This is a genomic window from Tropheryma whipplei str. Twist (genome assembly GCF_000007485.1).
Classification (GTDB): domain Bacteria; phylum Actinomycetota; class Actinomycetes; order Actinomycetales; family Microbacteriaceae; genus Tropheryma; species Tropheryma whipplei.
In genome coordinates this window covers 901,261-927,303 of record NC_004572.3, presented here as the reverse complement: position 1 = coordinate 927,303, position 26,043 = coordinate 901,261, and the positions used below count along the sequence as shown (strand labels likewise).

The 26,043-nt window shown below is 48.5% G+C and carries 24 protein-coding genes and 1 tRNA gene; 18 read left to right on the top strand and 7 right to left on the bottom strand.

Features of this window, described 5'->3' with window-relative positions:
• Positions 1–52 precede the first annotated feature (52 nt).
• The 8 genes from rpmH to TWT_RS04465 all read left to right on the top strand — a co-directional run bounded on the left by rpmH (position 53) and on the right by TWT_RS04465 (position 6,429).
• Positions 53–190 (top strand): 50S ribosomal protein L34, encoded by a 138-nt coding sequence (gene rpmH, locus TWT_RS04745; RefSeq protein ID WP_080502122.1) that lies wholly within the window; start codon positions 53–55, stop codon positions 188–190.
• A 12-nt stretch (positions 191–202) separates the two neighbouring features.
• The gene (rnpA, locus tag TWT_RS04495; RefSeq protein WP_011102797.1) at positions 203–541 is read left to right on the top strand and encodes a ribonuclease P protein component; all 339 of its coding nucleotides are present in this window, start codon (positions 203–205) and stop codon (positions 539–541) included.
• Complete coding sequence (gene yidD, locus TWT_RS04490) at positions 534–812, top strand: membrane protein insertion efficiency factor YidD (RefSeq protein ID WP_011096753.1); 279 nt, start codon at positions 534–536, stop codon at positions 810–812. The genes rnpA and yidD overlap by 8 nt, the downstream gene beginning before the upstream one ends.
• Positions 784–1,737: a membrane protein insertase YidC gene (gene yidC / locus TWT_RS04485; RefSeq protein ID WP_230453659.1), complete on the top strand. Its 954-nt coding sequence runs from the start codon at positions 784–786 to the stop codon at positions 1,735–1,737. The genes yidD and yidC overlap by 29 nt, the downstream gene beginning before the upstream one ends.
• A gap of 4 nt (positions 1,738–1,741) precedes the next feature.
• Positions 1,742–2,242, top strand: coding sequence for a protein jag (locus tag TWT_RS04480; RefSeq protein ID WP_011096751.1), 501 nt, complete (start codon positions 1,742–1,744; stop codon positions 2,240–2,242).
• Between the two features lie 59 nt (positions 2,243–2,301).
• Positions 2,302–4,452 (top strand): heavy metal translocating P-type ATPase, encoded by a 2,151-nt coding sequence (locus TWT_RS04475; protein ID WP_011102794.1) that lies wholly within the window; start codon positions 2,302–2,304, stop codon positions 4,450–4,452.
• 188 nt (positions 4,453–4,640) lie between these two features.
• A complete protein-coding gene (locus tag TWT_RS04470) occupies positions 4,641–5,543 on the top strand; it encodes a ParA family protein (RefSeq protein ID WP_011102793.1) in 903 nt (300 codons plus the stop codon).
• Positions 5,533–6,429 (top strand): ParB/RepB/Spo0J family partition protein, encoded by an 897-nt coding sequence (locus TWT_RS04465; protein WP_011102792.1) that lies wholly within the window; start codon positions 5,533–5,535, stop codon positions 6,427–6,429. The genes TWT_RS04470 and TWT_RS04465 overlap by 11 nt, the downstream gene beginning before the upstream one ends.
• Before the next feature lie 76 nt (positions 6,430–6,505).
• Here the strand turns inward: TWT_RS04465 and TWT_RS04460 are convergent, their stop codons facing one another.
• Both TWT_RS04460 and murJ read right to left on the bottom strand, forming a co-directional pair.
• Positions 6,506–7,927 carry a CCA tRNA nucleotidyltransferase gene (locus TWT_RS04460; protein ID WP_033800036.1) on the bottom strand — a complete coding sequence of 474 codons (1,422 nt, stop codon included), beginning with the start codon at positions 7,925–7,927 and terminating at the stop codon, positions 6,506–6,508.
• A 45-nt stretch (positions 7,928–7,972) separates the two neighbouring features.
• Entirely contained in the window at positions 7,973–9,529 is a 1,557-nt protein-coding gene (gene murJ / locus TWT_RS04455; protein WP_011096746.1) for a murein biosynthesis integral membrane protein MurJ, read from the bottom strand.
• Between the two features lie 65 nt (positions 9,530–9,594).
• Here murJ and TWT_RS04450 point away from each other — a divergent pair, with 65 nt between their 5' ends.
• Positions 9,595–10,320, top strand: a complete 726-nt coding sequence (locus TWT_RS04450) for a PIG-L deacetylase family protein (protein WP_011096745.1) — start codon at positions 9,595–9,597, stop codon at positions 10,318–10,320.
• A 14-nt stretch (positions 10,321–10,334) separates the two neighbouring features.
• Here the strand turns inward: TWT_RS04450 and TWT_RS04445 are convergent, their stop codons facing one another.
• Positions 10,335–11,552 carry a glycosyltransferase gene (locus TWT_RS04445; protein WP_011096744.1) on the bottom strand — a complete coding sequence of 406 codons (1,218 nt, stop codon included), beginning with the start codon at positions 11,550–11,552 and terminating at the stop codon, positions 10,335–10,337.
• Between the two features lie 177 nt (positions 11,553–11,729).
• Here TWT_RS04445 and purS point away from each other — a divergent pair, with 177 nt between their 5' ends.
• From purS to purL, 3 genes are all read left to right on the top strand, one after another.
• Positions 11,730–11,978: a phosphoribosylformylglycinamidine synthase subunit PurS gene (purS, locus tag TWT_RS04930; RefSeq protein ID WP_011096743.1), complete on the top strand. Its 249-nt coding sequence runs from the start codon at positions 11,730–11,732 to the stop codon at positions 11,976–11,978.
• A gap of 3 nt (positions 11,979–11,981) precedes the next feature.
• Positions 11,982–12,662 carry a phosphoribosylformylglycinamidine synthase subunit PurQ gene (purQ, locus tag TWT_RS04435; RefSeq protein ID WP_011096742.1) on the top strand — a complete coding sequence of 227 codons (681 nt, stop codon included), beginning with the start codon at positions 11,982–11,984 and terminating at the stop codon, positions 12,660–12,662.
• Between the two features lie 420 nt (positions 12,663–13,082).
• On the top strand, positions 13,083–15,425 hold the full coding sequence (gene purL / locus TWT_RS04430; protein ID WP_011102788.1) for a phosphoribosylformylglycinamidine synthase subunit PurL: 2,343 nt from the start codon (positions 13,083–13,085) through the stop codon (positions 15,423–15,425).
• A gap of 39 nt (positions 15,426–15,464) precedes the next feature.
• Here purL and TWT_RS04425 read toward each other — a convergent pair whose 3' ends face one another.
• The 3 genes from TWT_RS04425 to purB form a co-directional block, all read right to left on the bottom strand.
• Positions 15,465–15,755: a chorismate mutase gene (locus tag TWT_RS04425; RefSeq protein WP_230440509.1), complete on the bottom strand. Its 291-nt coding sequence runs from the start codon at positions 15,753–15,755 to the stop codon at positions 15,465–15,467.
• Between the two features lie 130 nt (positions 15,756–15,885).
• Entirely contained in the window at positions 15,886–17,175 is a 1,290-nt protein-coding gene (locus tag TWT_RS04420) for an adenylosuccinate synthase (RefSeq protein WP_011096738.1), read from the bottom strand.
• A 61-nt stretch (positions 17,176–17,236) separates the two neighbouring features.
• Positions 17,237–18,682 carry an adenylosuccinate lyase gene (gene purB, locus TWT_RS04415; RefSeq protein ID WP_011096737.1) on the bottom strand — a complete coding sequence of 482 codons (1,446 nt, stop codon included), beginning with the start codon at positions 18,680–18,682 and terminating at the stop codon, positions 17,237–17,239.
• 212 nt (positions 18,683–18,894) lie between these two features.
• Here purB and pdhA point away from each other — a divergent pair, with 212 nt between their 5' ends.
• The 3 genes from pdhA to TWT_RS04400 are packed head-to-tail and all read left to right on the top strand — an operon-like array spanning position 18,895 to position 22,348.
• A complete protein-coding gene (gene pdhA / locus TWT_RS04410; protein ID WP_011096736.1) occupies positions 18,895–20,007 on the top strand; it encodes a pyruvate dehydrogenase (acetyl-transferring) E1 component subunit alpha in 1,113 nt (370 codons plus the stop codon).
• Positions 20,004–21,008, top strand: coding sequence for an alpha-ketoacid dehydrogenase subunit beta (locus TWT_RS04405; protein ID WP_011096735.1), 1,005 nt, complete (start codon positions 20,004–20,006; stop codon positions 21,006–21,008). The genes pdhA and TWT_RS04405 overlap by 4 nt, the downstream gene beginning before the upstream one ends.
• Positions 21,009–21,025: 17 nt before the next feature.
• Positions 21,026–22,348 carry a dihydrolipoamide acetyltransferase family protein gene (locus tag TWT_RS04400; protein WP_011096734.1) on the top strand — a complete coding sequence of 441 codons (1,323 nt, stop codon included), beginning with the start codon at positions 21,026–21,028 and terminating at the stop codon, positions 22,346–22,348.
• A gap of 247 nt (positions 22,349–22,595) precedes the next feature.
• Here the strand turns inward: TWT_RS04400 and TWT_RS04395 are convergent.
• Positions 22,596–22,666, bottom strand: a tRNA-Gly gene (locus tag TWT_RS04395).
• A gap of 29 nt (positions 22,667–22,695) precedes the next feature.
• Between TWT_RS04395 and dcd the strand changes: the two genes are divergently transcribed.
• Genes dcd through hisS form a run of 3 tightly spaced genes read left to right on the top strand, consistent with a single transcriptional unit; the run spans position 22,696 to position 25,717 of the window.
• Positions 22,696–23,286 carry a dCTP deaminase gene (dcd, locus tag TWT_RS04390; RefSeq protein ID WP_011096733.1) on the top strand — a complete coding sequence of 197 codons (591 nt, stop codon included), beginning with the start codon at positions 22,696–22,698 and terminating at the stop codon, positions 23,284–23,286.
• Positions 23,283–24,440, top strand: a complete 1,158-nt coding sequence (locus tag TWT_RS04385) for a Na+/H+ antiporter NhaA (RefSeq protein ID WP_011102787.1) — start codon at positions 23,283–23,285, stop codon at positions 24,438–24,440. Before dcd ends, TWT_RS04385 begins: the two co-directional genes overlap by 4 nt.
• Positions 24,437–25,717 carry a histidine--tRNA ligase gene (gene hisS / locus TWT_RS04380; protein WP_011096731.1) on the top strand — a complete coding sequence of 427 codons (1,281 nt, stop codon included), beginning with the start codon at positions 24,437–24,439 and terminating at the stop codon, positions 25,715–25,717. Before TWT_RS04385 ends, hisS begins: the two co-directional genes overlap by 4 nt.
• The last annotated feature ends 326 nt before the right edge of the window (positions 25,718–26,043 follow it).

Below are 26,043 nucleotides of genomic sequence, written 5' to 3'. Positions count from 1 at the left end.
TTTGTCACCTAGAATTGAATTCTACTTTTAGTTTTGATTGAGAGTCGGGGTCATGTCTAAACGTACGTACCAGCCTAACAAAAGGAAGAGGTTAAAAACACATGGCTTCCGCTCGAGAATGTCAACAGCTTCCGGCAGAAGAATAATTTCCTGCCGTCGTCGCAAAAACCGCGAGACTTTGACCGCCTGAGTTTCTCGTCAATTGATTTGTAACCTATCCGGGAAAAAAAACTTTAGCAGGGTTTTTCGTCAAGGGAGAAAAATAAACTGTGAAGTCATGGCGGTCTATGTTCTTTTTAGTGAAGAAAAAAAACTGTTTGTTGGTTTTGTGATCCCAAAAAAGATTGGTTGTGCTGTTGTGAGAAATAGAATAAGGAGACGGATAAGGTCTCTAGTAGTTGAGCTATTTCGCCGTCAACCTGAGGGACTTATGGGTGCATCTCTAATTTTCAGGGTTTTTCCAAAATCAAGACCGATAGGTTTCAGAGAGCTGTGTAAGGACTTTGAAAGAGTAAAAAAGAGGATGGGGATAGATGCTTAGAATCGTTCCTCGGAATATTTTTATTCTATTCATCATTGCTTATCGGAAAATTATTTCTCCCATGTATGGCCCTGTATGCAAGTATTACCCGTCCTGTTCCGAATATTGTCAAAATTCGATTGCAAATAACGGTGTCTTTCTTGGGGCAGCATACACATTTATGAGGCTCGTAAGGTGTAACCCGTGGTCGAAGGGTGGCGTTGATATGCCAAGGGTTAGTACGAAATACCGCGTTAATAAGTTTGGGTTCGCGTCTAGAAAAAATGTTTGACGGACTGTTTGATTTTCTGCAGAATATATTGCTTCCCATAAAGTGGGTTATAGAGCAAATTCTAGTTTTTTTTCACACCCTGCTTGGCTTTCTTGGGTTTGGCGACAAATCTGGGCTTTCTTGGGCGCTTTCCATTGTTGGCTTGGTTATTGTTATTCGCGCTACATTAATTCCGGTTTTTCTAAAACAAATTAGAGCACAACGAAAAATGTTGGAAATTGCCCCTGAAGTAAGGAGGATCCAAGAGAAATACAAAGGCAAGAGGGATGTGTTATCAAGGCAGTCCATGAACCAGGAAATGATGGAAATTTACAGAGTAAGGGGCGCAAACCCGCTTTCATCCTGTCTTCCAATTGTGTTGCAAATGCCAGTATTCTTCGGTTTGTATCAAGTTATTGAGTCTGCCCAAAATGCCGGTACAGGGGTTGGGCCACTCAATGGCCCCTTGGGTATGGATTTCAGGGACTCGCGCATTTTTGGTGTTGTTCCTCTTCATGATTCTTTTTCGCATGACTTTTATGCGCTGCAAGCCGGTCAGGCTTTTAATCTCATAACAATGATTGTCGCGGGTGTTCTAACAGCTATTATGATCGCAGTTCAGCTCTTTACCCAATTAAAGGTGATTCCGAAAAACATTCCCGAAAACGCTAAGAATACCTCTGTATACAAAAACCAGAAGGTGATGCTTTATCTTTTACCGATTATGTTTCTTGGCATGGGTTTTTCGTTTCCTGTGGGAATATTGATCTATTGGACGGCCTCTAATGTTTGGTCTGCCGTTCAGCAGGCTGTTGCTATTTATCGGAACCCATCCCCCGGGAGTCTGGCTTTTGAGTTGAGACGCAAGAGACTTGGTGTTCAAAACAAAAAAACAAAAGGTCAGAGGCAGCAACCGGTAAACAAAAGACGTGCAAAGAGAAGGTGATTGTATGACAGAAGGACTAACAAACGGCCTTGATAGCGAATCAAACATGGGGTCCGACGCAGACCGCGTTGCAAATCTCGCCGCTGATTATCTTGAGGGGTTCTTGGATATATGTGATCTAGATGGAGATATAAAAGTTTCTCTATCAGAAGACAGAATCTCTATATCCGTTAATGATGATACCGACGCGCTTGCCCCGCTCAGCGATCCGGTGGTTGTAAAAGCCTTACGTGATCTAATGGCCTTACACGTGCGAACGCGCGCGCAACATGCGTGCAAGGTTGCTTTGTCAATCGGCAGATCTTCTCAGATAAAAGAGGAGGCGCTGCGCAATATGGTCTTGGCGGGTATTGCCAAGATTAAAGCGGGGGTGTGGGCGGTTCACATGCCGCATATGTGCAGTTATGACCGAAGAATTGTTCACAGGATAGCTGCGGATATGGGCTGTGCCTCTAAGTCACAGGGTGTTGGGCCTAGCAGACATGTTGTGTTATCAAACCCTTGACCGGCTTTTCTGTGCGGTCAACGATTGTGCCGTAGGCCGGGGGTGCCTTTGGGGTTTTAGTGGCGGAACCGTCAATTATTAGGCTTTATATATCCGGCATGACCTGTGCGTCGTGTGCGAGAGAAATCGAGAAGAAGCTAAAGAATCGCGGTATATCTGCCAGTGTAGATTTTGCCACGGGGTCTGCTCTTTTGACGGCCCCCAGGGGTTTTAACCTGCAAAAAGCAATTGACGTGGTAAGGGGCGCGGGGTACACCGCGACACCCCGGAGGGTCTATTCGCAGGCTGTGAGGCTGCGGAACCTCTTGGTGTCTATAGCCCTGGCCGTGCCGGTTATTGTCATTTCAATGCCGATGTCCATTTTTGTGCTTCTTTCGATTTTTCCCTCTATTCTGTTTTGGCGTTTCTTGGTGTTTGTGCTTGCAACCCCAGTGGTTATTTTCTCGGCCTGGCCTTTTTATAGATCCTGTTTGAGGCGCCTGTCTCGTTTTGGTGTAACAATGGACACATTGATTAGCCTGGGCGTGTGTGTTACCTATGTTTGGTCGGTCTGGGTTCTTTTTTCGAGCATTGGCCACCCCAATGATTACGATGAACAGAGTCTTTATTTTGAGGCTTCCGTTAGTATTGTAGTTTTTGCCTCCGTTGGCCGCTATCTTGAGGCAAAAGTAAAGGCCAAACAGGGCCTTGCCCTTGAGTCTCTTGTAAAACTCGCGCCAAAAACAGCTACTCTGGCTGGCACCCTCGAAAAGGTGTTAACCGAGAACCTGAGAGCTGGAGACAGGGTGGTTATTTACCCCGGGGAGCGAGTTCCTGCCGACGCACGAATTGTAGAGGGCGGTTCTGATGTTGATCTTTCTTTCCTGACCGGCTGCAGCATTCCGTCCCGGGTCTCGATTGGGGATACCCTTGCCTCTGGGGCTATGAACCTGACGGGTAATCTTACGGCAGAGGTGGTTCGAGTTGGTTCGGACACAGAGCTTTCGCGCCTGATATCGCTTGTTCAGCGCGCGCAGAAACCCAAGCTTGTGCGGGTTGCAGACAGGGTTTCTGGTGTTTTTGTTCCCGTGGTATTGATTTTGTCTCTTGTTACGCTTTTTGCTCACTGGGCAGTTACGGACAGTCTGGCCGGTAGCCTTTCTGCCGCTGTTGCAGTTCTTGTGATTGCGTGTCCGTGTGCCCTCGGCCTGGCAACCCCAATGGCTATTTTGTCTGGCATGCTTCGAGGATTACAGCTTGGTATTCTGATTCGCTCAACAAGCGCCTTGGAATCCAGACTTAGCGTGGTTGTTTTGGACAAGACAGGAACGCTTACCGAGAACAGGGTGTCTCTGAGCAAACTAATACCCGCACCCGGTCAAGACGTGAATGATCTTCTGCGTCTTTCTGCATCACTTGAGGCCGGAAGTGAACATCCATTGGCGCGCGCTGTTGTTATGGCGGCTAAGGATAAAGGTCTTGTGCTGGAGAGCTTTTCGGACTTTGAAAACCACCCAGGCTTTGGCGTGACCGGGAAAGTTGCCGGCCGGGATATCCTGGTTGGCCGCCTTGGATGGGCCGGGAAAACCCCCAATAAGATGCCCGACTGGATGTCAGGGCGTGACATAAGCCACGGAACTGTTATTGTCTGGGGAGGTAAAGTTCGTGGGGTTTTTGTTTTTGACAGCCCACTGAGAGCCACAAGCCCAAGAGGTGTTGCCCTGTTGTCAGGAATGGGATTAAAGGTTATTCTTGCCACGGGAGACGGCGGGTTTGCCGCGACAAATGCTGCCGAGAGCTGCGGAATTAAGACCGTCGTTGCAGGCGCGAAGCCGGCCGATAAACTTGAGCTCGTTCGATCCCTGCAGGCCCGCAAGGATCGCGTTGCTATGGTTGGGGATGGCATTAACGATGCTGCCGCACTCGCCGCCGCGGATGTTGGCATTGCCATGGCTAGCGGGACCGACTTGGCGTTTGATAGATCGGATATTGCGGTTATGTCAAGCGACTTAATTGGCGTTGTTGATGGCATTAGGCTCTCAAGAAAGACGCGGAGGGTGGTAAAACAAAATCTTTTTTGGGCATTTGCCTACAACACCGCAGGCATTCCTGTCGCGTCTGTTGGTTTATTGAGCCCGATGATTGCAAGTCTGGCTATGGCCCTTTCTAGCCTGTTTGTTGTTGGCAACAGCCTTCGTATAAGGAAGTTCCAGCCTACAACACCCCTCTAGCGCATACCGGTTCCTGCACACCCCGCTCAGCGGTTGTAGTATGGTTGTTGTGTTCTTGTGCCGCCCGCTTTTTTGGGTGGAGCTTGTTTCTTTTGGGTTTGTCTGCACCCTCACTGGGGTGTGCTTTTTGGTTTCACGTGAAACTGGGCTCACGTGAAACTGTGCTTCATAGGGGGTGTGCTTAGTAGATGTGTCAAGCAAATCGTGCGCTGGACACCCCCGCGCTGGACACCCCCATTGCAAACGAAGTGGCCGAGCTTCGCGTTCGTCGCAGGCGAGCCGATGCCCTTCCATACCCCTTGCCCCGCTCAACGAGAATTATTGCCGTGAGCAACCAAAAGGGTGGTGTGGGTAAAACAACAACTGCCGTTAATGTGGCCGCCGCCCTCTTGAAGTCGGGTGCGCGTGTTTTGTTGATTGATTTTGACCCACAGGGCAATGCGTCTATGGCGGCTGGCAGCACAAACAACCCCACCTCGGGCAGCATCTACGATGCTATGCTGGGCACTAAAGACCTTGACGAACTGGTGCGTCATGACGCTCTCGACTATATTCCCGCAAATATAAGCCTTTCTGCCGCCGAACTCGAACTCGCAGGCCTGCCGCGCGGAGAATTTCGATTGAGCGACGCGCTGTCGGAATATTTTTCATCTCACCCGGGCAGTTTTCACTATGTCATTATTGACTGCCCACCGTCCCTTGGGATGCTGACAGTGAATGCCCTCTGCGCCGCAACGGAGCTGTTGATCCCGGTTCAGTGTGAGTATTATTCCCTCGAGGGCCTCCGGCAACTTTTGAACACAATAGGTACAGTTCGGTCAAGGCTAAACTCGCGGCTTGCCACCTTCAACATTGTGCTAACTTTGTTTGATTCTCGCACAAAACTTGCCAGCGATGTTGCCAGTGAGGTTTGTAAACATTTTTCCAATAGGGTGTTAGCAACAAGAATTCCGCGGACAGTTCGCCTTGCCGAAGCTCCGGGATGGGGAAAAACAGTTATAGACTTTGATGGTAATTCCTTGGGGGCGATTGCATATCGGGAGCTCGCCTCGGAGTTAGCTTTGCGCGATCCGGAAAAAAATGACTTCTAGGCGCAGCGGTTTGGGAAAAGGTCTTGACGACCTTACCTCTTCCGCGCCTGCAGATCGTGGGCCTATTGAGGCATTTTTTCCATCGAATTCACCGTTTCGTTTCTCGGGGGTCATTAATGTTCCCATTACGGACATTTCTCCAAACCCAAGACAGCCGAGAAAGGTTTTTGACCCGAACAGCCTGTCAGAACTTGCATCAAGCATAAAGGAAGTCGGGTTCATTCAGCCAATTGTTGTCAGAAAAACAAAGCTTGGCTATGTGCTTGTGATTGGAGAAAGAAGACTGCGTGCCGCCAAAATGGCCGGGCTCAGTCACGTACCAGCCATTGTAAAGACCCTGGACAACAGGGATATGCTCAGGCAGGCGCTTTTCGAAAATATACACCGTGCCGAGCTAAACCCGATTGAAGAAGCGCTTGCTTACAGCGAGCTTCTCAGAGAATTTGATGTAAGTCAAGACGAGCTGGGTCAGACCCTGGGGAAATCGCGGCCATATGTAACAAACACAATCCGTCTTCTTCGCTTGCCTCCTGAGGTGCAAGATCTTCTAACGAAAGGGAAGATAACTCCGGGCCACGCAAGGCCGCTGTTAGCTTTGGAGAACAGGGCAGAAATGATTAGACTTGCGAAAAGAATAGCCGATGCGGGTTTGTCTGTGCGTCAGGCCGAGGCTCTTATAACAACAAGCTCCCCGAAACGGCTTTTTGTGGCGGGCTCTGTCCGAAAGGGCTTGGATGCCGCCGCCGCGTCCCTCGGTCGAGAGTTTGACACTAAAGTTAGCGTAAACATAGGGCAACGCAAAGGCAAGATTGTTATTGAGTTTACTACGGTGGCCGACCTTAGGCGGATTCTTCTTAAAATGGGTGTGCCACCCTCGGGCCTGTGATTTGCCCCCTGATTTGCCCCCTGATTTGCCCCCTGATTTGCCCCCACGCGAGCCCGCGCCGTGGGATTGGGGTGTGCTACCGCCTCTCAGATTTCCACCACAATAAGAGCTTTCTAGCTGATTCCTGTTTGCCAATGGGTCCATTGTCCAGCCTGAGGTCGAGAAGGTATTTATAGGCCACCCCAACTTCTTTGCCAGGCTTTAGATCTAGGAGGCTCATAATCTCTTCACCATTTAATTCAGGTCTTATCGCGTCTAACTCTTCTTGTTCTCGAAGTTTGGCAATTCGCTCTTCGAGGTTGTCATAGGCGGCCCTGAGGCGCCGAGCTTTATTCTGGTTTCTGGTGGTAACATCGGCGCGGGTCAGTATATGTAGGCGCTCCAGTTGGGGGCCAGCATCTCTCACATAGCGCCTCACAGCGGAGTCGGTCCACGATTGGTCACCGTAGCCAAAAAAACGAAGATGAAGCTGAATCAGGCGAGTGACCGCAAAGATAACATTCTTGTCAAAACGCATTGCCGCTAGGCGCTTCGAGGCCATTTTTGCACCAACCGTATCGTGGTGATAAAAGGTCACAGACCCGTCCGGATGTTTACGACGGGTTGCAGGCTTGCCAATATCGTGCATGAGCGCCGCCAGACGCAGGACCAGGTCGGGCCCATTACGGAAGCGCTCCTGTTCCAATTTGATTGCTTGGCGGAGAACAATGAGGGAATGTTCATACACATCTTTGTGGTGGAAGTGCTCATCAATTTCCAAGCGCAGAGCGGATATCTCTGGCAAAAAATGATTAATCAAACCGGTATTGACGAGCACCCGTAAACTGCCCGTGGGATCTGCACAGCAAAGCAGTTTTTCAAACTCACCCCTTACACGCTCTGCCGAGACGATTTTTAACCTCTTGGCACAGTCTTTCATGGCAAGAAGGCTGTTCTCCGATATTTTGAAACCCAATTGAGAAGACAATCGAGCAGCCCTCAACATGCGCAGGGGGTCGTCTGCAAAAGATAGTTCCGGTTTTATAGGGGTCGCAAGTCTTTTGTTGGCAATGTCTTGAAGACCGGAACTTATATCAACCAGTTGCCCGCTAGGCACCCTGAATGCCATTGCGTTGACCGTGAAGTCGCGCCGAATTAAGTCTTCTTCAAGGGAGCCTCCAAAACTTACCTTAGGTTTGCGGGTATTCGCCGAGTAGTTGTCGCTTCGATATGTGGTTATCTCAACCACCCTGCCCTTCACGCGAGCAGAAACGGTTCCGTAGCGTGCCCCTGTTGTCCAACAGCCCGAGGAAATGGGTTTTACAAGCCTCAGAGTCTCCTGCGGCGTTGCGTTTGTGGCAAAATCAAGGTCAACAACCGGCCTGTCAAGGAAACAATCTCTAACCGGTCCACCGACCAGGGCAAGCTCATAATTCTTGGCACAGAATGCCGCTGTAAGAGCAAGGACCGAGTCTTCATGTGACAGTTTTTGCAGGCGCGATAGCGCTAATTTAAACATGCTTGTATACTTCACAAGAGCGCTCCAAAACAACCCGTTTGTACTTCATTTGAAAAAAAACCTGATTTCCCGGCAGCGGGTTATAACAAGAAAATACGAGTATATTGGCAGCATAACCAGTGCTATCATCACAACGGTTATGATGGAATTCACCGGATTCTGGAAAAAAAATCCGGTAAGACCTACAGCCAATCCAATCCCCACAAGGGAAGCCAACAAACCACTAAGTGTGTATCTAGCAAGCTTTTGGCCTATTTCACGGACGGAAAACCCACCAAGCTTTACCCTGATCGCCAAGAAGGCGAGCGCACATTGAAGCACACTCGAAAGACTGACTGTAAGCGCAAGGCCCGGAGCGATATATTCCGCGGGAAGCAGGGCGCACAGCAAAGCGCCGATAATGATAACCCCCGAGCATATGGCCGCGAGAAAGAACGGTGTGCGCGTATCGCACAGTGCATAAAAAGCTTTTTGCAATATATAGAGCGTGCTAAACGCAACAAGCCCCAGGGAGTATGCAATTATGGTCAGAGCCATTGAATGCACAACATGCTCCTGGGTGGCGAAAATACGCGCGAGCGGAAAGGCTGAGACCATTAGAACAGCTGTGCCCCCCACCAGTGCGAGGCATACGATTCTTATAACCTCTGACAGCGAGGTCCTGTAACCGTGCATATCTTTGTCAACAGCTTTCTCGCTAAGCTTGGTGAAATACGGCGTCATTATACTTACGGTCACCAGTGAGTGCGGAAGCATAAACAAAAGCCATGCTCTTTGCATGACCGCAACAGATGCGTTGTGATTGCCTGCAAGGGTTGATATATTCGTTTCCACCAGGCCCGCTATTGTAGTTATCACCACCATGAAAAATGTCCAGGAGAATATTTTTCCGAGATTTGTTATCTGTATACCGCGCCAGTTAAAATCCGGCTTGAACCGGAGTCCTGCGGATTTCCAGAAAATCAAGAGAAAAAGAGCTTGACATGCTATGCCAAGAGTTGCAGATCCCCCCAGGATTGCAATGGCAAACGGGGGCCACGCACCCCTAGAGCCCTCGGGGTCAGCGCCGAATACAAGGATGAACAACAAAATACCGGAGATAAAGACAATATTGTTTATAGCTGGAGTCCAGGTAAATGGCCCGTATACTTTGCGAGCATTGAGCACCTCTCCAAGGACGCTATAGATAGCGTAGAAAAAGATCTGCGGTACACACCAATAAGCGAATGATATGGCCACAGCGGTGGTTTGCTTATCGAACCCCGCCCCAGCAGTGATTTTTACGAGGGTTGGCGACAAGAAGGCGGCTACTAGGGTTATAAAGGCGAATAGCACAATAGCCAGAGTTGTGATTTTGTTTATATACCTCTCATTTCCCGATGCAGAGAACCGAACCACTTGAGGAATCAGCACCGCATTAACCGTTCCTCCGGCAACAATGGCGTAGATCATGTTTGGTAAATAATTTGCAACGGCAAATGCGTTTGCCCCGCTTCCGATAGATCCTGTAGCATAGGTGAGCAATATCATGCCAAGAAACCCAATCACCCTCGATACCAGTGTTCCGAGGGCCATTACTGCACTTGCGCGTCGGGTATCCATACAGGCACTACATTACTTTATGTTTTTAGGCTATGGGGCTACCGCCTCTCTGATAATTGGTGTACGTGGCTAGTCTGTTTACATGTGAAAGCCGTGCGCTGTTTGTTGCAGCGCATCCCGATGATGAGACCCTCATGTCTGGTGGGCTTATGGCAACACTTGCGGATAGGGGTGTTGACGTGAGCCTTATATGTGCAACACGTGGCGAGCAAGGAAGTATATTCGGCGAGACCGGTGATGTTAGCTCTGTTCGGGTTTCTGAGATTGGCTGTGCCGCGCAAGCTTTGGGGGTTAGGCGTTTCTGTTTTTTGGGAGAGGGGTTTGCAAAACGCGCCAACCTGCCCGATCGGTTTTATGAGGATTCTGGGCTACAGGATGCCCCGTCCCATACGGGCAGAACTCTTCTATCCTCGTTTTTAGAAGCAGTTGACGACCTAATGCACGCAATAACCGAGTTGCGCCCACAGATTGTTGTCACCCATAACCAATATGGGGGGTACGGGCACAGAGACCACGTTGCGGTACATAATGCTGTACGTCAGGCCGTGCGCAATGTAGCGAATGCCGATATGAGCCTGTGGGTTGCAAGTACGGAGCCGTATGGTGGCCAATCAGATGGTCAACCAGATTTTGTGTGTGATTCAATGTTTTTGGTAAAACTTGCTGCTTTGCGTTGCTATAAAAGTCAGTTTCGTATTCTCCATACAAATTCAAAGAGGGCAAAAATTCAGGTCGTATCCGGGGAAGGGTACTCAGTTCCAGATTTGGAGGCGTACAGGTGTATTGCCTAACCGCCTGGCGCGCCTTATACGAACTGGTGGTAAAGACTTAGTATTTGGGCCGCTGTTTTTGTCCAGTCGTGGTCTTGTGCATGCCTGACAGAGGACCGTGATAAAGACTTGTGTCTGTTCTTATTCATAAGCAGATTGGCAATATTTTTTGCCCAAATATCGGGATTTCGCTCGGCAATGAGAATTCCAGTTATGTTCGGAACAATCGCATCAATAAGTCCATCTGTTAGACTTGCGACAACCGGCGTCCCACTTGCAGCGGCCTCCAGAGTTACGAGACCAAATGTTTCCGAATGCGATGGAACGAGGAGAAGTTGTGCGTTTCGCATAACCATAGCAACCTGCTTGCGGCTTATGACTCCGGTAAAATGCACAAGATCCTCAACTTGTAGGTCCAATGCCATGCGCCGCAGCGATGCAGCATAGTTGTTGTATTTCTCAGATTGATCACCCGCAATGATCAGGCTTGGGCATTTATCAAACATGATTTTACGCAAGCTCGCCAAAGTGCGGATAGCCAGGTCTTGCCCTTTTAGTGGCTGGATTCTGGAAAGAACAGCTAAAAACCCCGCTGGATTGGTCGCAACCGGGGCCCAAAGATGATTACCCCCTTCATTTTCTTGAGTGCAATTTCCCTTCGGGTAAAAAACTGTAGTATCAACACCCGGCGATACAACCGCAATATTTTCGAATCTTATTCCGTAATATCTCGAAACAGCCGACGCTTCGGTCAGGGTGGATGTGATAACTTTTGAGACCTTCCTGGCCAGGCGTTTCTCGCTCTCAAGTCGAATGGGGGGTTCTGGATCATCGCCCTCTGCTAGCAGGGTGTTTTTGACAGCACCTATTGTGTGCATGTTCAGAATATGTGGCGTATCAAGCTGCGAGCTCACTATATCTGAGGCCATGCCGCTCAGCCAGTAATGTGAGTGAAATATATCGTACGGCTCATGCTCGAGAATTTTCTGCGCAAAGCCCGGAACATGATTCAACATATCAACCATCTGTGGGCCAATCCGTCCTGACGGTTTGATTCCAATTAGTCTAACGCCACGAAAAATATCTTGTGAATAATCCTCATTAGATAGGGTAAAAAGATCAACCATGCATTCAAGTTCAGCAAGACGCTTTGCAACCTCGGTGATATAAACATTCATTCCCCCAGCATTACTGGTTCCAGGCTGCGCAAGGGGGTGGCTGTGCATTGACACCATGGCAATGCGAAGGGTCACCGCTCAACTCGCATACGCAACATGTGTTTTAGTCTCCATTTCTTCAGCGCCTGCTGTCTGTACATTTCGATTCGGTGTACTGCGTATGGCCTGGCCCTGCATTCCGCCGATATATCTGCAAACACTGATATAAACTTGCATTGTGCACTGTCCAGATCTCTGGGTGGCTGGGGTATCGTGAAAATAATCATCGACGTAATGCCAAAGCCCGGCTTGCTTGACCCGCAGGGCCGGGCCATAGCGTCCGTACTCACAGAGCGTGGATGGGATAATTCTACCCGCATTAGGGTTGGAAAAAGATTTGAGTTATGTGTGGACCCTGTTTCAGAGACGTGCGAATTGGATTTTATCCGTGATCTTGCCAATGACCTGTTGATCAACCCGGTCATAGAGGATGTTGTTGATATCAGGATCGAGGATGACTGAAACTTGGTTAGAGTTGGCGTAGTTACATTCCCGGGATCGCTTGATGACAAGCAGACCTTGCGTGCCCTTTCTTTTGCTGGGTGTGCAGCTGTTCAACTTTGGCATGCAAGCGATACGCTGTCTTCGGTTGACGCCGTTATCCTCCCAGGGGGTTTTAGTTATGGCGACTATCTGCGCCCCGGCGCACTCGCAAGCCGCTCAAGGATTATGGTCAGGATTATTGAAGCTGCACATCAGGGTATGCCTGTTTTGGGGATATGCAATGGCTTTCAGCTCTTGACTGAATCAAGATTGCTTCCGGGGGCATTTGTTGCAAACAAAGCATCACGGTTCGTATGTCTGGAACAGAGTCTAATTGTGGAGAATAATTCCACTCCATTTACCATGAATTTCTCTAAAAATCAGAATGTTATTATCCCGATAAAAAATTCGGACGGATGTTATTTTGCTCAAACCGAGGATCTTGATCGTATTGAAAATGAGGGGCGGGTTGTTCTTCGGTATGCTGGGTCTAACCCAAGTGGTTCGTCAAGAAATATTGCAGGTATTTGTAATGAACAGGGGAATATTGTTGGCATGATGCCACATCCAGAGTATGCTGTTGAACCTGGCTTTGGTCCACCCGGGCTACACGGTGCCCCTGTTTTTTCTGCCATTTCTTCATGGATTAACAACGCCCGATAGGCATTGCATGATTTGTGTTAGACAGGAGAATAGCTTTTGCCGTATACCGCGACCGCTCCTCGGCCAACATTGTTTCTGGTCTATGAGCCCGACTGAGGGTAGTATGAAAACATGTGGACTAGCCCCGGGTCCGCGCTGGCATCGTATTCGCGTGTTTGGGTTTCACGTGAAACATGTTGTCTACTGAAAACATGTTGTCTACTGAGGGGTCTTGATTTTGGAGCAATGTTATCCCATGTGGAGCTTCATGCGAAGCATTGATCGGAGTTTTGACCAAAATTGGTTTATGTTTTATACCTCGGATGAGAGTGGCGTCGCTTACCGCAATCCAATCGGGTTATACAACCACCGGATATGGGGTATTGTGATCGTTTTGCGCTCCGCCCTGACCCTGCAATCGCCCGGTAAGCCCTGCGGCATATGCTGTCTTTTACCCCAAGGATTGGCAGTCGCGATTACAGTTGCGAGGCAGGCTATTCGGTGAATATGAGCCTGCCAGCAGATCGAGATACCGCAAAAAAGCCTAGCGCGCAAAAGCCTAGCGCGCACGCACAGAACGCGACTGCCGCCGTGGACGTCACAGCACTTGGCTTGACGGAGTCTGAGTATACACAAATTTGCTCGCTGCTAAAACGCTCTCCAACAAAAAGTGAACTCGCGATCTATTCTGTTCTATGGAGCGAACATTGTTCCTACAAGTCTTCCCGTAGACACTTACGACAGTTAGCTGACCTAACAGAGGTAACAAAAAAACATTTGCTTGTTGGAATTGGTCAGAACGCCGGAGTTGTTGATATCGGTGGTGGCTGGGCTGCAGCCTTCAAGATAGAAAGCCACAATCACCCGTCTTTTATTGAACCCTTCCAGGGTGCCGCAACGGGCATTGGCGGTATCGTGCGTGACATTATTGCCATGGGTGCAAAACCTGTTGCACTAATGGACTCGTTGCGTTTCGGCGCTGCGTCCGATCCAGACACACAGAGGGTTGCTGATGGCGTTGTCTCTGGGATCTCATTCTATGGAAACTGTCTCGGTGTGCCCAATATAGGAGGAGAAACGGCATTCGATCCCGTATATCAAGGCAATCCTTTGGTGAATGTTTTGTGCGTTGGGGTTATGCGACGGGAAAATATTCGCTTGGCGAATGCCAGCGGACCGGGAAACCTTGTAGTTCTATTTGGTGCCCCCACGGGAAGAGATGGCATTGGCGGCGCTTCGGTCCTCGCCTCAGATTCTTTTACATCCGATGCCAAAGCTAATCGGCCGGCCGTACAAATTGGAGATCCGTTTGTAGAAAAACTACTTACCGAATGTTGCCTTGAATTGTATGCCGCTGATCTTGTGGTTGCTATTCAAGACCTTGGTGCTGCGGGTATATCTTGCGCGGCGAGTGAGCTGGCACACAACGGCCGCGTCGGTATCCGTCTGGACTTGTCTGCAGTTCCTCTCAGGGATACAACACTAGCACCTGATGAAATACTTGTATCAGAGTCTCAAGAGCGCATGATGGCCATTGTGCATCCGGACAATTTAGAAGCATTTTTTGAAATAACAAACCGTTGGGGTATCTCAGGGGCTGTTATTGGAGAAGTGGATAATTCACAATATCTGACCGTTGTGCATGAAGGCAAAACACTGGTTAGGCTGAATCCAAAAACACTTACCGGCCCATCGTATAACCGTCCTGTCAAAAAGCCAGCATACCTCATTCGCAGGAGCGCAGCCAATAGACTGCCTGTTACAAATGACCCACACCTACTTCGAGAAGATATTTTGCAGGTTATTTCTTGCCCAAATCTATCTGATAAAAGTGTGATTACCAATCAGTATGATCGTTATGTCCAGGGCAATACCGCACTTTGTCATCCTGATGATGCGGGGGTAATCAGGATGTATAAGAATACCGGGGTTGCACTTTCATGTGATGGTAATTCGCGATACTCTTATCTTGATCCACACGCGGGGGCCCAGCTTGCAGTTGCGGAAGCTTACCGCAATGTATCGGTTGTTGGGGCCACGCCCCTTGCGGTAACAAACTGTCTCAATTTTGGTAACCCAGAAAACCCAGAAGTTATGTGGCAGTTTAGGGAAACCTGTAGAGGGCTTTCTGATGCCTGTAAGCGGCTTGAGATTCCAATTACGGGGGGTAATGTTTCCTTTTACAACCAGACCGACGGTAAAGACATATTTCCCACTCCGGTGGTTGGCATTCTTGGCATTGTAGATAATCTGACCCAAACACTTACTTCCGGATGGAATGCGCCAGATCTCTTTATTTATCTTCTGGGTGTTACGCGACCCGAGTTTGGCGGAAGCGTTTGGGCTGATACCATGTACGGCCACATTGGCGGGGTGCCACCTAAGCTAGATTTAGCGAGAGAAAGTCGCCTGTCTAATTTGTTGGTTGCGGGTGCAAAGAAACGGGTTTTTGAGTCTGCGCATGACCTATCGGAAGGCGGTCTTATCCAGGCAATAGTTGAAAGTTGCCTTCGTCACGGTTTTGGTGCTGATATCGCTCTTGATACAATCCGTGCAACGAGCCTAACAGAGGCACTTTTTAGTGAAAGCGCTTCGCGTGTTCTTGTGTCTTGTAGATCTCAGGAGGATTTGCGTGACCTTTGCAGGAGAAATAGTTATGAATACACCCTAATTGGCACAACACGTCACACCGGAGAGCTTACGATTTCCGAGATCGGCAAATTCACTCTGAATGAGCTCAGTGATGCTCGCCAAAAGGTCACTCGTGTCCTGTTTAGGGGATAAGGGTAGGTTTTCCCGGAAGATACCTTTATGCACTGGCCACTAAACGGTGCGCTGTCGGCGTTTTGTTTCCGATATGATCGTCTCGAACAGGGAGCGTACAAACCCTGACTCAAGGTCCAGCTCTTGCGCTAGGCCCTCCAGTCGGCTGTATAGATATTGCTCGCGTACAAGATCTTCGGCTTTAAGACAGTATTTTTTCTTCAATGCCCCTATTTTGTCGGCCTCTCTAAGACGATCTCTGAGTAAAATTAGGATCTGGCTATCGATTGCATCGATTTTATTCCTTAGTTTCGCAAGCTCCCTGGGCAGGTTCCCGCAATTCTCGCTCATCTCACTATTTAACCCAGCGCTCCGCACATACCCGCCGAGCAGCTAAGGCCACCTGTCCCACGCACACTATCCTGGGCAGAACATCGGCGGTATTGCCCTGGATAGATCCTAACACTCTCGATGCGCTTATCTAGAAGATGCCCAGCGGGTGCCTAATGATTATATTTTCCCGCTCTGGACCTGTTCCAATGACTGATATTCGTGCCTTTATAAGATCCTCCAGGGCCAAGACATAGCCCCTTGCTTCCGGAGGAAGACTGTCAAAACTTTCGCATTCGGAAATATTGCACTGCCATCCGGGCAGATCCTCGTATATGGGAACTGCGTGGTGAAAATCACTCTGCGAGACAGGCATTTCCCGAAAGACAGAGTCTCCAACTTTATACCCGACGCAGATAGGTATTCTGTCAAGGCCCGTCAAAACATCGAGTTTTGTCAGAACGTAGTCCGTTATCCCGTTTATACGAGTCGCATAGCGGGCGACCACACCGTCAAACCACCCACACCGCCTCTTGCGTCCTGTAGTTGCTCCTACCTCATAACCTCTTTTTTGTAGCCACTCCCCATATTCGTCATGCAATTCAGTTGGAAATGGCCCTGCGCCTACCCTAGTTGTGTACGATTTGGCCACTCCGATAACTTTGTTCACACGAGTTGGGCCAATCCCTGCCCCTGTTATTGCCCCTCCGACCGTTGCATTGGACGAAGTGACAAATGGGTAACTTCCATGATCGACATCAAGCATAGTCGCCTGACCCCCCTCGAATAGGACATGTTTTCCGCAATCCAAAGCATTATTTAGCAAAAGTGATGTGTCCGCGATCATCGGCCTCATACGCTCAGCAAAACTAAGTAAATAATCCAGCATTTCCGTTACAGACACAGATCTGCGGTTAAAAACTTTTACGAGCATATGATTTTTATTACTCAAAGACCCCTCAATTTTTTGTCGCAGTACGCTTTTATCAAATAAATCTTGTACCCGTATACCAATGCGGTTTATTTTGTCTGCATATGTGGGGCCTATTCCTCTTCCTGTTGTTCCCAACTGTCTTTTGCCCAAGAAACGTTCCGTCACAAGATCTATAGTTCTGTGAAAGGGCGCAATAATATGAGCGTTGGCGCTTATAACAAGCTTGTCCGTGTTTACGCCTCGTGAATTTAGAGTAGCAATTTCATCAAAAAGCACCTCCGGATTGATTACAACACCATTTGCAATGACCGGCACGACATTCTCATTGAGTATCCCGGAAGGCAGAAGGTGCAGAACGTACTTATCACCGCCTATAACTACGGTGTGACCCGCATTATTACCGCCGTTGAATTTGACGACATAATCTATATCTTTTGCAAGAAGGTCTGTGGCCTTTCCCTTGCCTTCATCCCCCCACTGGGCACCAATAAGAATTGTTGCTGGCAAATCTATTCCTCCTCAGGCTTGAGCAACCGAAAGCTTGCCATAGTTTTGCAGGCAAGCATTTTCACCCAGCACCTGAGCTATTTTTGGTGCCCCCAGTGCCAATGCTATTTTTGGTGCCCCCAGTGCCTGAGCTATGTGCCTGCACCATGCGCTCTGCCAAGCCAGTATATTTGCTTGGTGTTAATTCTAAAAGTCGTTTTTTTGCATGCTCGCTTAGGTCCAAGTTAGTTATAAATTCATCGAGAGTGTGTTTCGTAATTTTCTTGTTTCGTGTGAAATCTTTGAGCCTTTCATAAGGGTTAGCCTCATTGCTTTTACATGCCAGTATTTCGGCGCGGATGGTTGTTTGTACCGCCTCCGCAATTACTTCCCAGTTGTTATTGAGGTCTTCAGTTAGGCGATTTTTATTCAGGCGAATACCAGCAAGACCTCTTTTCAAGTTATCGATCGCTACAAGTGAATGCCCCAGGGCGACACCTATATTTCTCTGGACACTGGAGTCGCTCAAGTCCCGCTGAAGCCTGCTTGTAGACAGACTTGCAACAATGCATGAGATTATTCCGCAAGCCATTTCCAGATTTGCCTCGGCATTTTCAAAGCGGATGGGATTGACCTTGTGTGGCATAGTTGAGGAGCCAACAGATTCTGATATAAAGCCTTGCTGAAAATATCCGAATGAGATATAGCTCCACATATCGGTTGCCAGATTGTGGAGGATTCGACAGATATGCCCCACTCTCTCAAGCAGCTCGCATTGCCAGTCATGTGGCTCAATTTGAGTGGTAATGGGGTTATAAATGAGGCCAAAACTGTTCACAAATTCTTTTGCCCACTCTTGCCACGGGTAATTTGGGGCGGCTACGCAATGAGCTGAAAATGTCCCGGTCGCACCAGAGAATTTCCCAAGAAATTGCACATCTTCTAGATTTTTCCGTTGCCTTTTCAGGCGGTAGACAAACACCAATAGCTCCTTTCCAAGAGTTGTTGGTGTTGCGGGTTGTCCGTGTGTGCGCGCGAGCATTGCATCTCCCGCATATTTCTGAGACATCTTTTCTAGGTGTCCTATAAGTTCATCAATCGAGGGCAGGATGACTTCTGAGAGAGCTGCCTTCATGTTCAGTGCGTACGCCAGGTTGTTTATGTCTTCACTTGTGCACGCGAAATGTAGTAGCTCGACTATATTGCCCAGACCCTGCTGCGTAAATCTCTCTCGCAGGAAGATCTCGACGGCTTTCACATCGTGCTGTATCCGCTCTTCAATCTTCTTGACCCGCGGTATGTTTTTATGCGCATCATGCACTATCGATGAAAGAAACCTCTCATCTTCCTTTGTGGGTTCTGCAAGTCCAAAAACCGCTTTCCTCCACAAAAAAAATACCCAGCCGATTTCAACCCTAATACGCTCGCGAATAAGCGCACTCTCAGACAGAAAACCGCGCAATGCTCGCACAGCTGGGCCATACCTGCCATCTAAGGGAGACAGTGAATCATATTCATCCTCTGACACCCCTACATTTTACTTTTATTTGTCATGTGTTCTTATCTGTAATGTTTTCTACATCTTCCTTAATGGGGATTTTACGGATTACGGCAACTGTAGAGTAGTCTTACAGGTGCCCGAGGTGTTACGCGTGGGCTGCGCTTGGCGATTTTTATGCGGGTGGTTTTCCGCTTTTGTAGAGACAGACCCGCTGCCCGGGTGGGTTTCCTGGAGGCGAGTTGAAGGACAAAGGATATCCTGTCGTGCAATTTTTGCGCCCTGATGGATCATTTTGCCCTTCTGAAACTGCCGAGCCCTTTTTGAGCCATGCACAGTCATTGGATGTCGAGGATATTCAGCGGTTTTATCGAGACATTATCCTGGTTCGGCAAATTGACCATGAGGCTGCCCTCCTGCAGCGCCGCGGCGAGCTGGCGCTTTGGCCGCCGGTTTATGGACAAGAGGCCTCACAAATAGGTGCAACCTATGCGTGCAGCGAAAACGATATGATCTTCCCTTCTTACCGCGATCATGCCGTGATGCATGCCAGGGGGATTGATCTTGTGCATATTGCCAAATTATTCAGGGGAGCGAGCAATAACGATTGGGATGTTAGACAACATAAGGTGTGGGGGTACACCCTTTGTATCGGTGCACAGGTACTACATTCCACCGGTTATGCAATTGGGATCGTATTAGAACGCCAAATGTCATGCACTGATGATAACTCGGGGTATCCCGAAGCGGTTATGGTGTGGTTTGGTGATGGAGCGAGCAGTCAGGGGGATGTTAGTGAATCAATGGTATTTGCCGCGCGATATCAAACACCCCAGGTATTTATGCTGCAGAATAACCAATACGCTATTTCCGTACCTGCATCCGTTCCCTCTGCCGCATGTCCCCTTTATAAACGCGGTTATGGTTTTGGCATTCCGGGTATTAGGATTGACGGCAATGATGTTATCGCAGCCTATGCTGTGGTTCGCGAATACATGGACCGTGCGCGATCCGGAAAAGGACCCCATCTGATTGAGGCTTTTACATATCGCCTTGGCGCTCATACAACAAGTGATGATCCAACGAGGTACAGGAGCGAGGATGAACATAGGGAATGGTTGGCCCTTGACCCGATTATCAGGCTCGAGCGGTATCTATTTAGTCTTGGGGTAGAAAAGACCTGGTTTGACCGCATCCGCGCAGATATTCAACTCTCTGTTATAGGTTTTAGGAATGCCGTCTTATCAATCCCCCAGCCTGATACGAAAAAGATATTTGATAACGTTTATTCCGCTTATCACCCATTGGTTTCTTCACAGAGCGCCCACCTCCTTGGCCTCACGGAATCGCGATGAGTACGCCATCTTGGAATCGCGATGTGGATTCCCGTCGTGAGGCTGATCTGACACTGGTCTCGGCTCTTAATCTAGCTCTCGATGACGAGTTAGCTCTTGATCCAAAATTGCTGCTTATGGGAGAGGACCTTGGTGCACTTGGTGGGGTTTTTCGCGTTACAGACAGATTGTGTAAGAAGTATGGTAAGAATCGTGTGATTGACACCCCGCTTGCTGAGTCTGGAATTGTCGGTACTGCAATTGGATTGGCTGCCAAGGGGTTTAGGCTTGTACTTGAGATCCAATTTAATGGGTTTATTTTTCCTGCATTTAACCAGATAACAACCCAGCTTGCTCGGCAAAACTTTCGAAACAAAATTCCCATGCCGGTAGTCATAAGAGTTCCACATGGGGGTCATATCGGGGCCGTTGAACACCATATGGAAGCCCCAGAAGCTTACTTTGCACATACTCCTGGTCTGCGAGTTGTGAATTGTTCGACACCGTCGGACGCGTATTGGATGTTACGTCAGGCAATCCGTTGCCCGGACCCCGTCATTTTCTTTGAACCCTTGTCCCTGTATTGGAATAAGGGAACAGTGAGTTTTTCTTCTCCTGATTTGGATTTGCACGCGGCCTCCATTGTACGTAAAGGGAATGATGTGACCCTATTGGGTCATGGTGGCATCACGCGCACTCTTATTGCCGCTGCCGAGCATACCCGAGATGTAAGTGTTGAGATAATTGACCTTCGTTCTCTTTCTCCCGTAGACTACGAAACAATTCTTGCCTCGGTCAAGAAAACCGGAAGATTGGTTATAGCGCAAGAGTCGCCGGGCTTTGTTAGTTTGGGTAGCGAGATTGCCGCTACAGTTTCAGAAAAGGCCTTTTACCATCTGGAGGCACCTGTTGCGCGTGTTAGCGGGTACGACACCCCCTTTCCTCCGGCAAAACTTGAGAAGGTCTATTTACCGGATGTTGATAGAGTCTTAACAGCAATTAAGGGTGTTATGTCCCATTAGGATGAGAAGAACCTAATATGCCAGAAGTTACTTTCCTTTTAACCGATCCGGGCGAAGGCTTGGTCGAGGCCGAAATTGTCTCCTTGAGGGTTACCGAGGGTGATGCGGTTGATGTGAATCAGATTGTTGTTGAGGTGGAAACAGCAAAGTCTCTTGTTGAGCTCCCGTCACCCTTCAAGGGTGTAGTTAGGAAACTGCTTGTCGCTGTGGGTGAACTTGTCAAGGTGGGCTCGCCGATAATGCTGATCGACACAGACGAAACCCCGCCTGCCGGGCTACCGAAGACCGGAAAGATGCCTGTTTCTGATGTGCGTGATGGCGGGCATGATACTGCCAAAAACACTCATCCCCGCGATACAGGCTCATCTAAGGATATTCACGATGCATTCGGGAAAGAGGATGGTCGTGAGATTGATTTCGGGCGGAATGTGCTTGTTGGGTATGGCCCGTGTGAGGATAATGCTAGGGTGCGAGGTGATGATATTACCGGGAGACCTTCACTTGATGAAACCCTAGAAAGGCCAGTCGCTAAGCCTTCGGTCAGGAAATTTGCAAAGGAGCTTGGTGTCGATCTTTACGGTGTAAAACCGACCGGTATTGGTGGCACCATAACACGACGAGATGTTCTTAATGCTACTTCCACTCAGGAGGAAGCCACCACTCGGGTTCCTGTGAAAGGCCTGCGCCGACAGACAGCGCAGAATGTTACGCTCAGCGCATTTAGCGTTCCGCATGTAAGTGTATTCGTAGATGTTGATGTGACCCGCACAATTGAACTGGTTGATCGCCTAAAAAGAGATCCGCTGTATGAACAGGTTAGAATCTCCCCGCTTCTTATCTTGTCTCGTGCCGTTACCTGGGCTGTCAAGCGGAGTCCAATTGTCAACTCAACCTGGAGCGAACAGGAAATTCTTCTTCATAAGAGTGTCAATTTGGGAATTGCAGTTGCAACAGACAGAGGTCTTGTTGTTCCCAATATAAAAAATGCGCAGTGCCTCTCAATGCTGGACCTTGCAAAGGCTATAGAGAGTTTGGTTGATGATGCAAGGTCATCACGCATTCGGCCCGAGGATACCCTGAATGGCACAATAACAATTACCAATATTGGGGTCTTTGGGGTGGATTCGGGTACTCCAATTTTGAATGTTGGCGAATCGTCCATTGTTTTTATTGGAGCCATAAAGCCCAGACCTTGGGTGGTTAATGGCGAGATTTCCGTTCGGCGCGTTGCAACTATCGGGGGCAGTTTTGACCATCGTGTAATGGATGGTGACACCGCAAGTCGTTTTCTCGTGAATGTTGCCTCGATTCTTGAGGAGCCGGCACTTCTGGTCGAATAGCGGTGCGCCTGGCGACAAATTTCATAACAACAGTGCATCCAAAGCTGCGGTATCCTCGAAAATTGTGTTCAGACGCAAAACGGGTATCGTGCGCTAAATTGCCGTCTTGCCTGATATTTGTCAAGTAACCTCAGCGGCTTACACACAGGCAGAACATCTTGTACTCGACAAGTACCTCCACTATTCAATCAGCCGCAGTCAATCAGCCGCAGTTACTGTGAAAGCGGTCATAATAGAATTTAACTCGAGCGAGTGACGGGAATCGAACCCGCGCCGTCAGCTTGGGAAGCTGAAGTTCTGCCATTGAACTACACTCGCACGTGGCATAAATTCTACCGGAGGGCAAAATGCTACTGTCAGATGTTGACATACAAGCCGCACTGGAAGACAAGCTGATACAGATCGATCCATTCGATCCCCAGATGTTGCAACCGGCCAGCTTAGATATCAGACTCAGTAGGTATTTTAGGCTTTTCAATAATCACACGTATGCCTATATAGACCCGGCAGAGCCACAAGAAGCGCTAACGCGTCTTGTGGAAGTTGCCGAGAATCAGGCGTTCGTGCTGCACCCAGGCGAGTTTATTCTTGGCTCAACCTGTGAAACGGTATCTCTTTCAAATGATCTGGCCGCGCGATTGGAAGGCAAAAGCTCCCTTGGCAGGCTCGGTTTACTAACACATTCTACGGCCGGCTTTATAGATCCCGGATTTTCGGGGCAGATTACGCTCGAGCTTGGTAATGTTGCGACTTTACCCATAAAACTGTGGCCAGGAATGAAGATTGGCCAATTGTGTTTTTTTCAGTTATCTTCACCGGCAAAAAATGCTTACGGTTCGCCCGTATGTGCCTCTAGGTACCAGGGACAGCGCGGCCCAACCGCGAGTCTTTCGCATCAGCATTTTTATCGCGCACGTTTTACAGAAATAGGATTATGAGCATTATTAGATCTGAGCGATATTCGGCAATTTTTCTTCTTTGCTCGGCAGCGCTAGCAATTATATTTGCTAATGTTCTTGACCCGGACACATGGCATGCCGTGCACAGCGCTGTAAGCGAATACCACATCTTTGGACTGATAACCCCCCATGACATAGTTGCAGATTTCCTTCTTGCAGTTTTCTTCTTTGCTGTTGCAATTGAGCTAAAACACGAGCTTGTAAAGGGCGAGCTGAGTAGCTTTTCCAAAGCAATAATCCCTGGGGTGTGTGCAGCAGGTGGGATACTCGTTCCAATATCTATTTATTTGTCCGTTGCAAGTGTTTTGCCAAACGGATGGCCTGTTCCGACGGCCACAGATGTTGCATTTTCTCTTGGCATTTTGGCTATTTTTGGCTCTTCACTTCCTTCTAAGGTGCGAATATTCTTATTGGCTCTTGCTGTCTTGGATGATCTGGCCGGAATAGTGATAATTGCCACGGCATTTAGCGTCTCGATAAGTTACTGGTGGATTATTGTTGCGTGCATTACAGTTGGGCTTTTTGGGTTTTGCAGCTATAGGCTAGCCAGATGCAAGACCTCAAAGACATTTCTGATCATCCCTGCAATGTTGCTTTGTGCGCTCGCGGCATGGGTTTCTGTTTACCAGTCCGGTATTCATGCGACTATCGCTGGCGTTATGCTTGGCATCATGCTCAATCGTAAACAGGGTGCGGCTATTGAACACGCTCTTGAGCCGTATATAAACGGGATTATTCTGCCCGCGTTTGCTTTTCTTGCTGCAATGGTTCGGGTACCACATTTACCTCTGGATGAGATAAGTCCGGCGCTATGGGGAATTCTGCTTGGTCTGTTATTTGGCAAACTCCTCGGAATAAGCGTTTTTGGCATAATAGCCCTGAAGTTCTTCAGAAAAAAGAGTATTTCATTCTTCAACTTGCTTGTGGTAAGTGCTCTTGGCGGAATTGGATTTACGGTGTCTTTGCTCATGAACGAGCTAGCTTTTTTGGGAACCCCTGTTCATGAACAGGGGGTTATTGCCGTTTTGATTGGTTCGCTTTTGTCTGCCATATTGGCAATTATTCTCATGAGGTGTTATAAAGGCCGTAAATCTAAGTCATTGCCAGGTACAAAGGGCCGGGTCAGCCATTGAAGATTGTTCCTCCGCGAGGCATGCAGGACTTTCTCCCGCATGAGAAAGAACATCGCGATCGTATTACTGAGGTCATATATAAAAGCTACATATCGCACGGCTTCAACCCAATCGAGACACCCTCTCTCGAAAATATTGAACGTTTGGCCTGCGGTGTCGGTCAGGAAAATGAAAAACTAACCTACAAGATCATTCGGCGTGGTCTTACCGGCGCACAAACTGTGCAGCACCCGGATGAGCTTATTGATTTAGGGTTGCGATTTGATTTGACTATTCCTCTTGTTAGGTTCTGGAATACAAACCGGGCGCGTCTTCCCAAGATATTTCGCTCGCTTCAGATTGGCCATGTCTGGCGCGCTGAAAAGCCACAGAAGGGCCGCCGCCGGCAATTTATTCAGTGCGATATAGACATAATTGGGCAGCCAGAGATATTGGCCGAGATTGAGTTACTTGTGGCAACCCTTTCTACACTCGAACAGCTTGGCATACGAACACCGAAACTTCATATAAATGACAGAAGAATTCTTTTTTCTATGCTCAATAACCTTGGCGTTCCGCACAGTTGTCATGTATATGTTTCTATTGTTCTTGACAAATTGCGTAAAATTGGCCTCGATCTTGTCAAACAAGAGCTTTGTGAATTCCCTGCACTTGTTGCGTATCTGGCTTCTTCTGTCAATTCAAATACCGGTAGTACGGATCTTTGTTTTGATGTATCAAGTACAAAGGATATTACACATATCAGACGTACGATTCAGTCAGCCCTCCCGCACGGTTGTAAATTTGACTGTGAGGATTTGTGCAGAATAATTGCTTCGGTCAACGAGTTTACACAAACTGGTGTATTTTTTGACCCGCTCCTTGTACGAGGCATGGGATATTACACGGGTCCTATTTTTGAGATATTGCATGATGATTATTCCATTGCTGGAGGTGGAAGATACGATGGCCTGGTCGAACGCCTCGGTGGGTTACCAACTCCGGCATGCGGGTTTTCAATAGGTTTTGAGCGTGTACTGGGCCTGATCAAGGAATCAGTGTCTTTGGATCCGAAAAAAATGATTCTTTTGTATGACCCCAAAGTTGATCCGAACCTGGTTGTATCCGTCAAATTGGAGTTCATTTCGAAAGGTTTTATTGTCCGTCCAGAGCTTGCATCCCGCAGTCGACGTAATCAAATCGAGCTTGCCAAACGAGAGGGCTTTGGTGCGTTTCTCTACCTTGATCCCCTATCGCCACCCGATGGCCTTTTAGCAAAAGTAAAGCCGATCTTGTGATTATGATTTTGTGCAATCGCACGGCGCTGGGGGCTATAGATGACACAAAGGGTATGCACGACGCGCCTCATTCGGGAGGTTCATGTCCACTTGCGCTGCTACTGGCTAATGCTCGCTCAGTCTGCACCAATCGTGTTCTGTTAAAGCGTACAGTTCTGTTAAAGCGTACAGTTCTGTTAAAGCGTACAGTTCTGTTAAAGCGTACCTTGGTCGATTGACGTAACAGCTTTGAGGGTGCGACTCTCTCAGTACACCCCTCGCGATATACTGAGAGACATGTGTATTCATGCACGGGCTTCTCACGCCGGGTGTGTACGTGGTGGAAA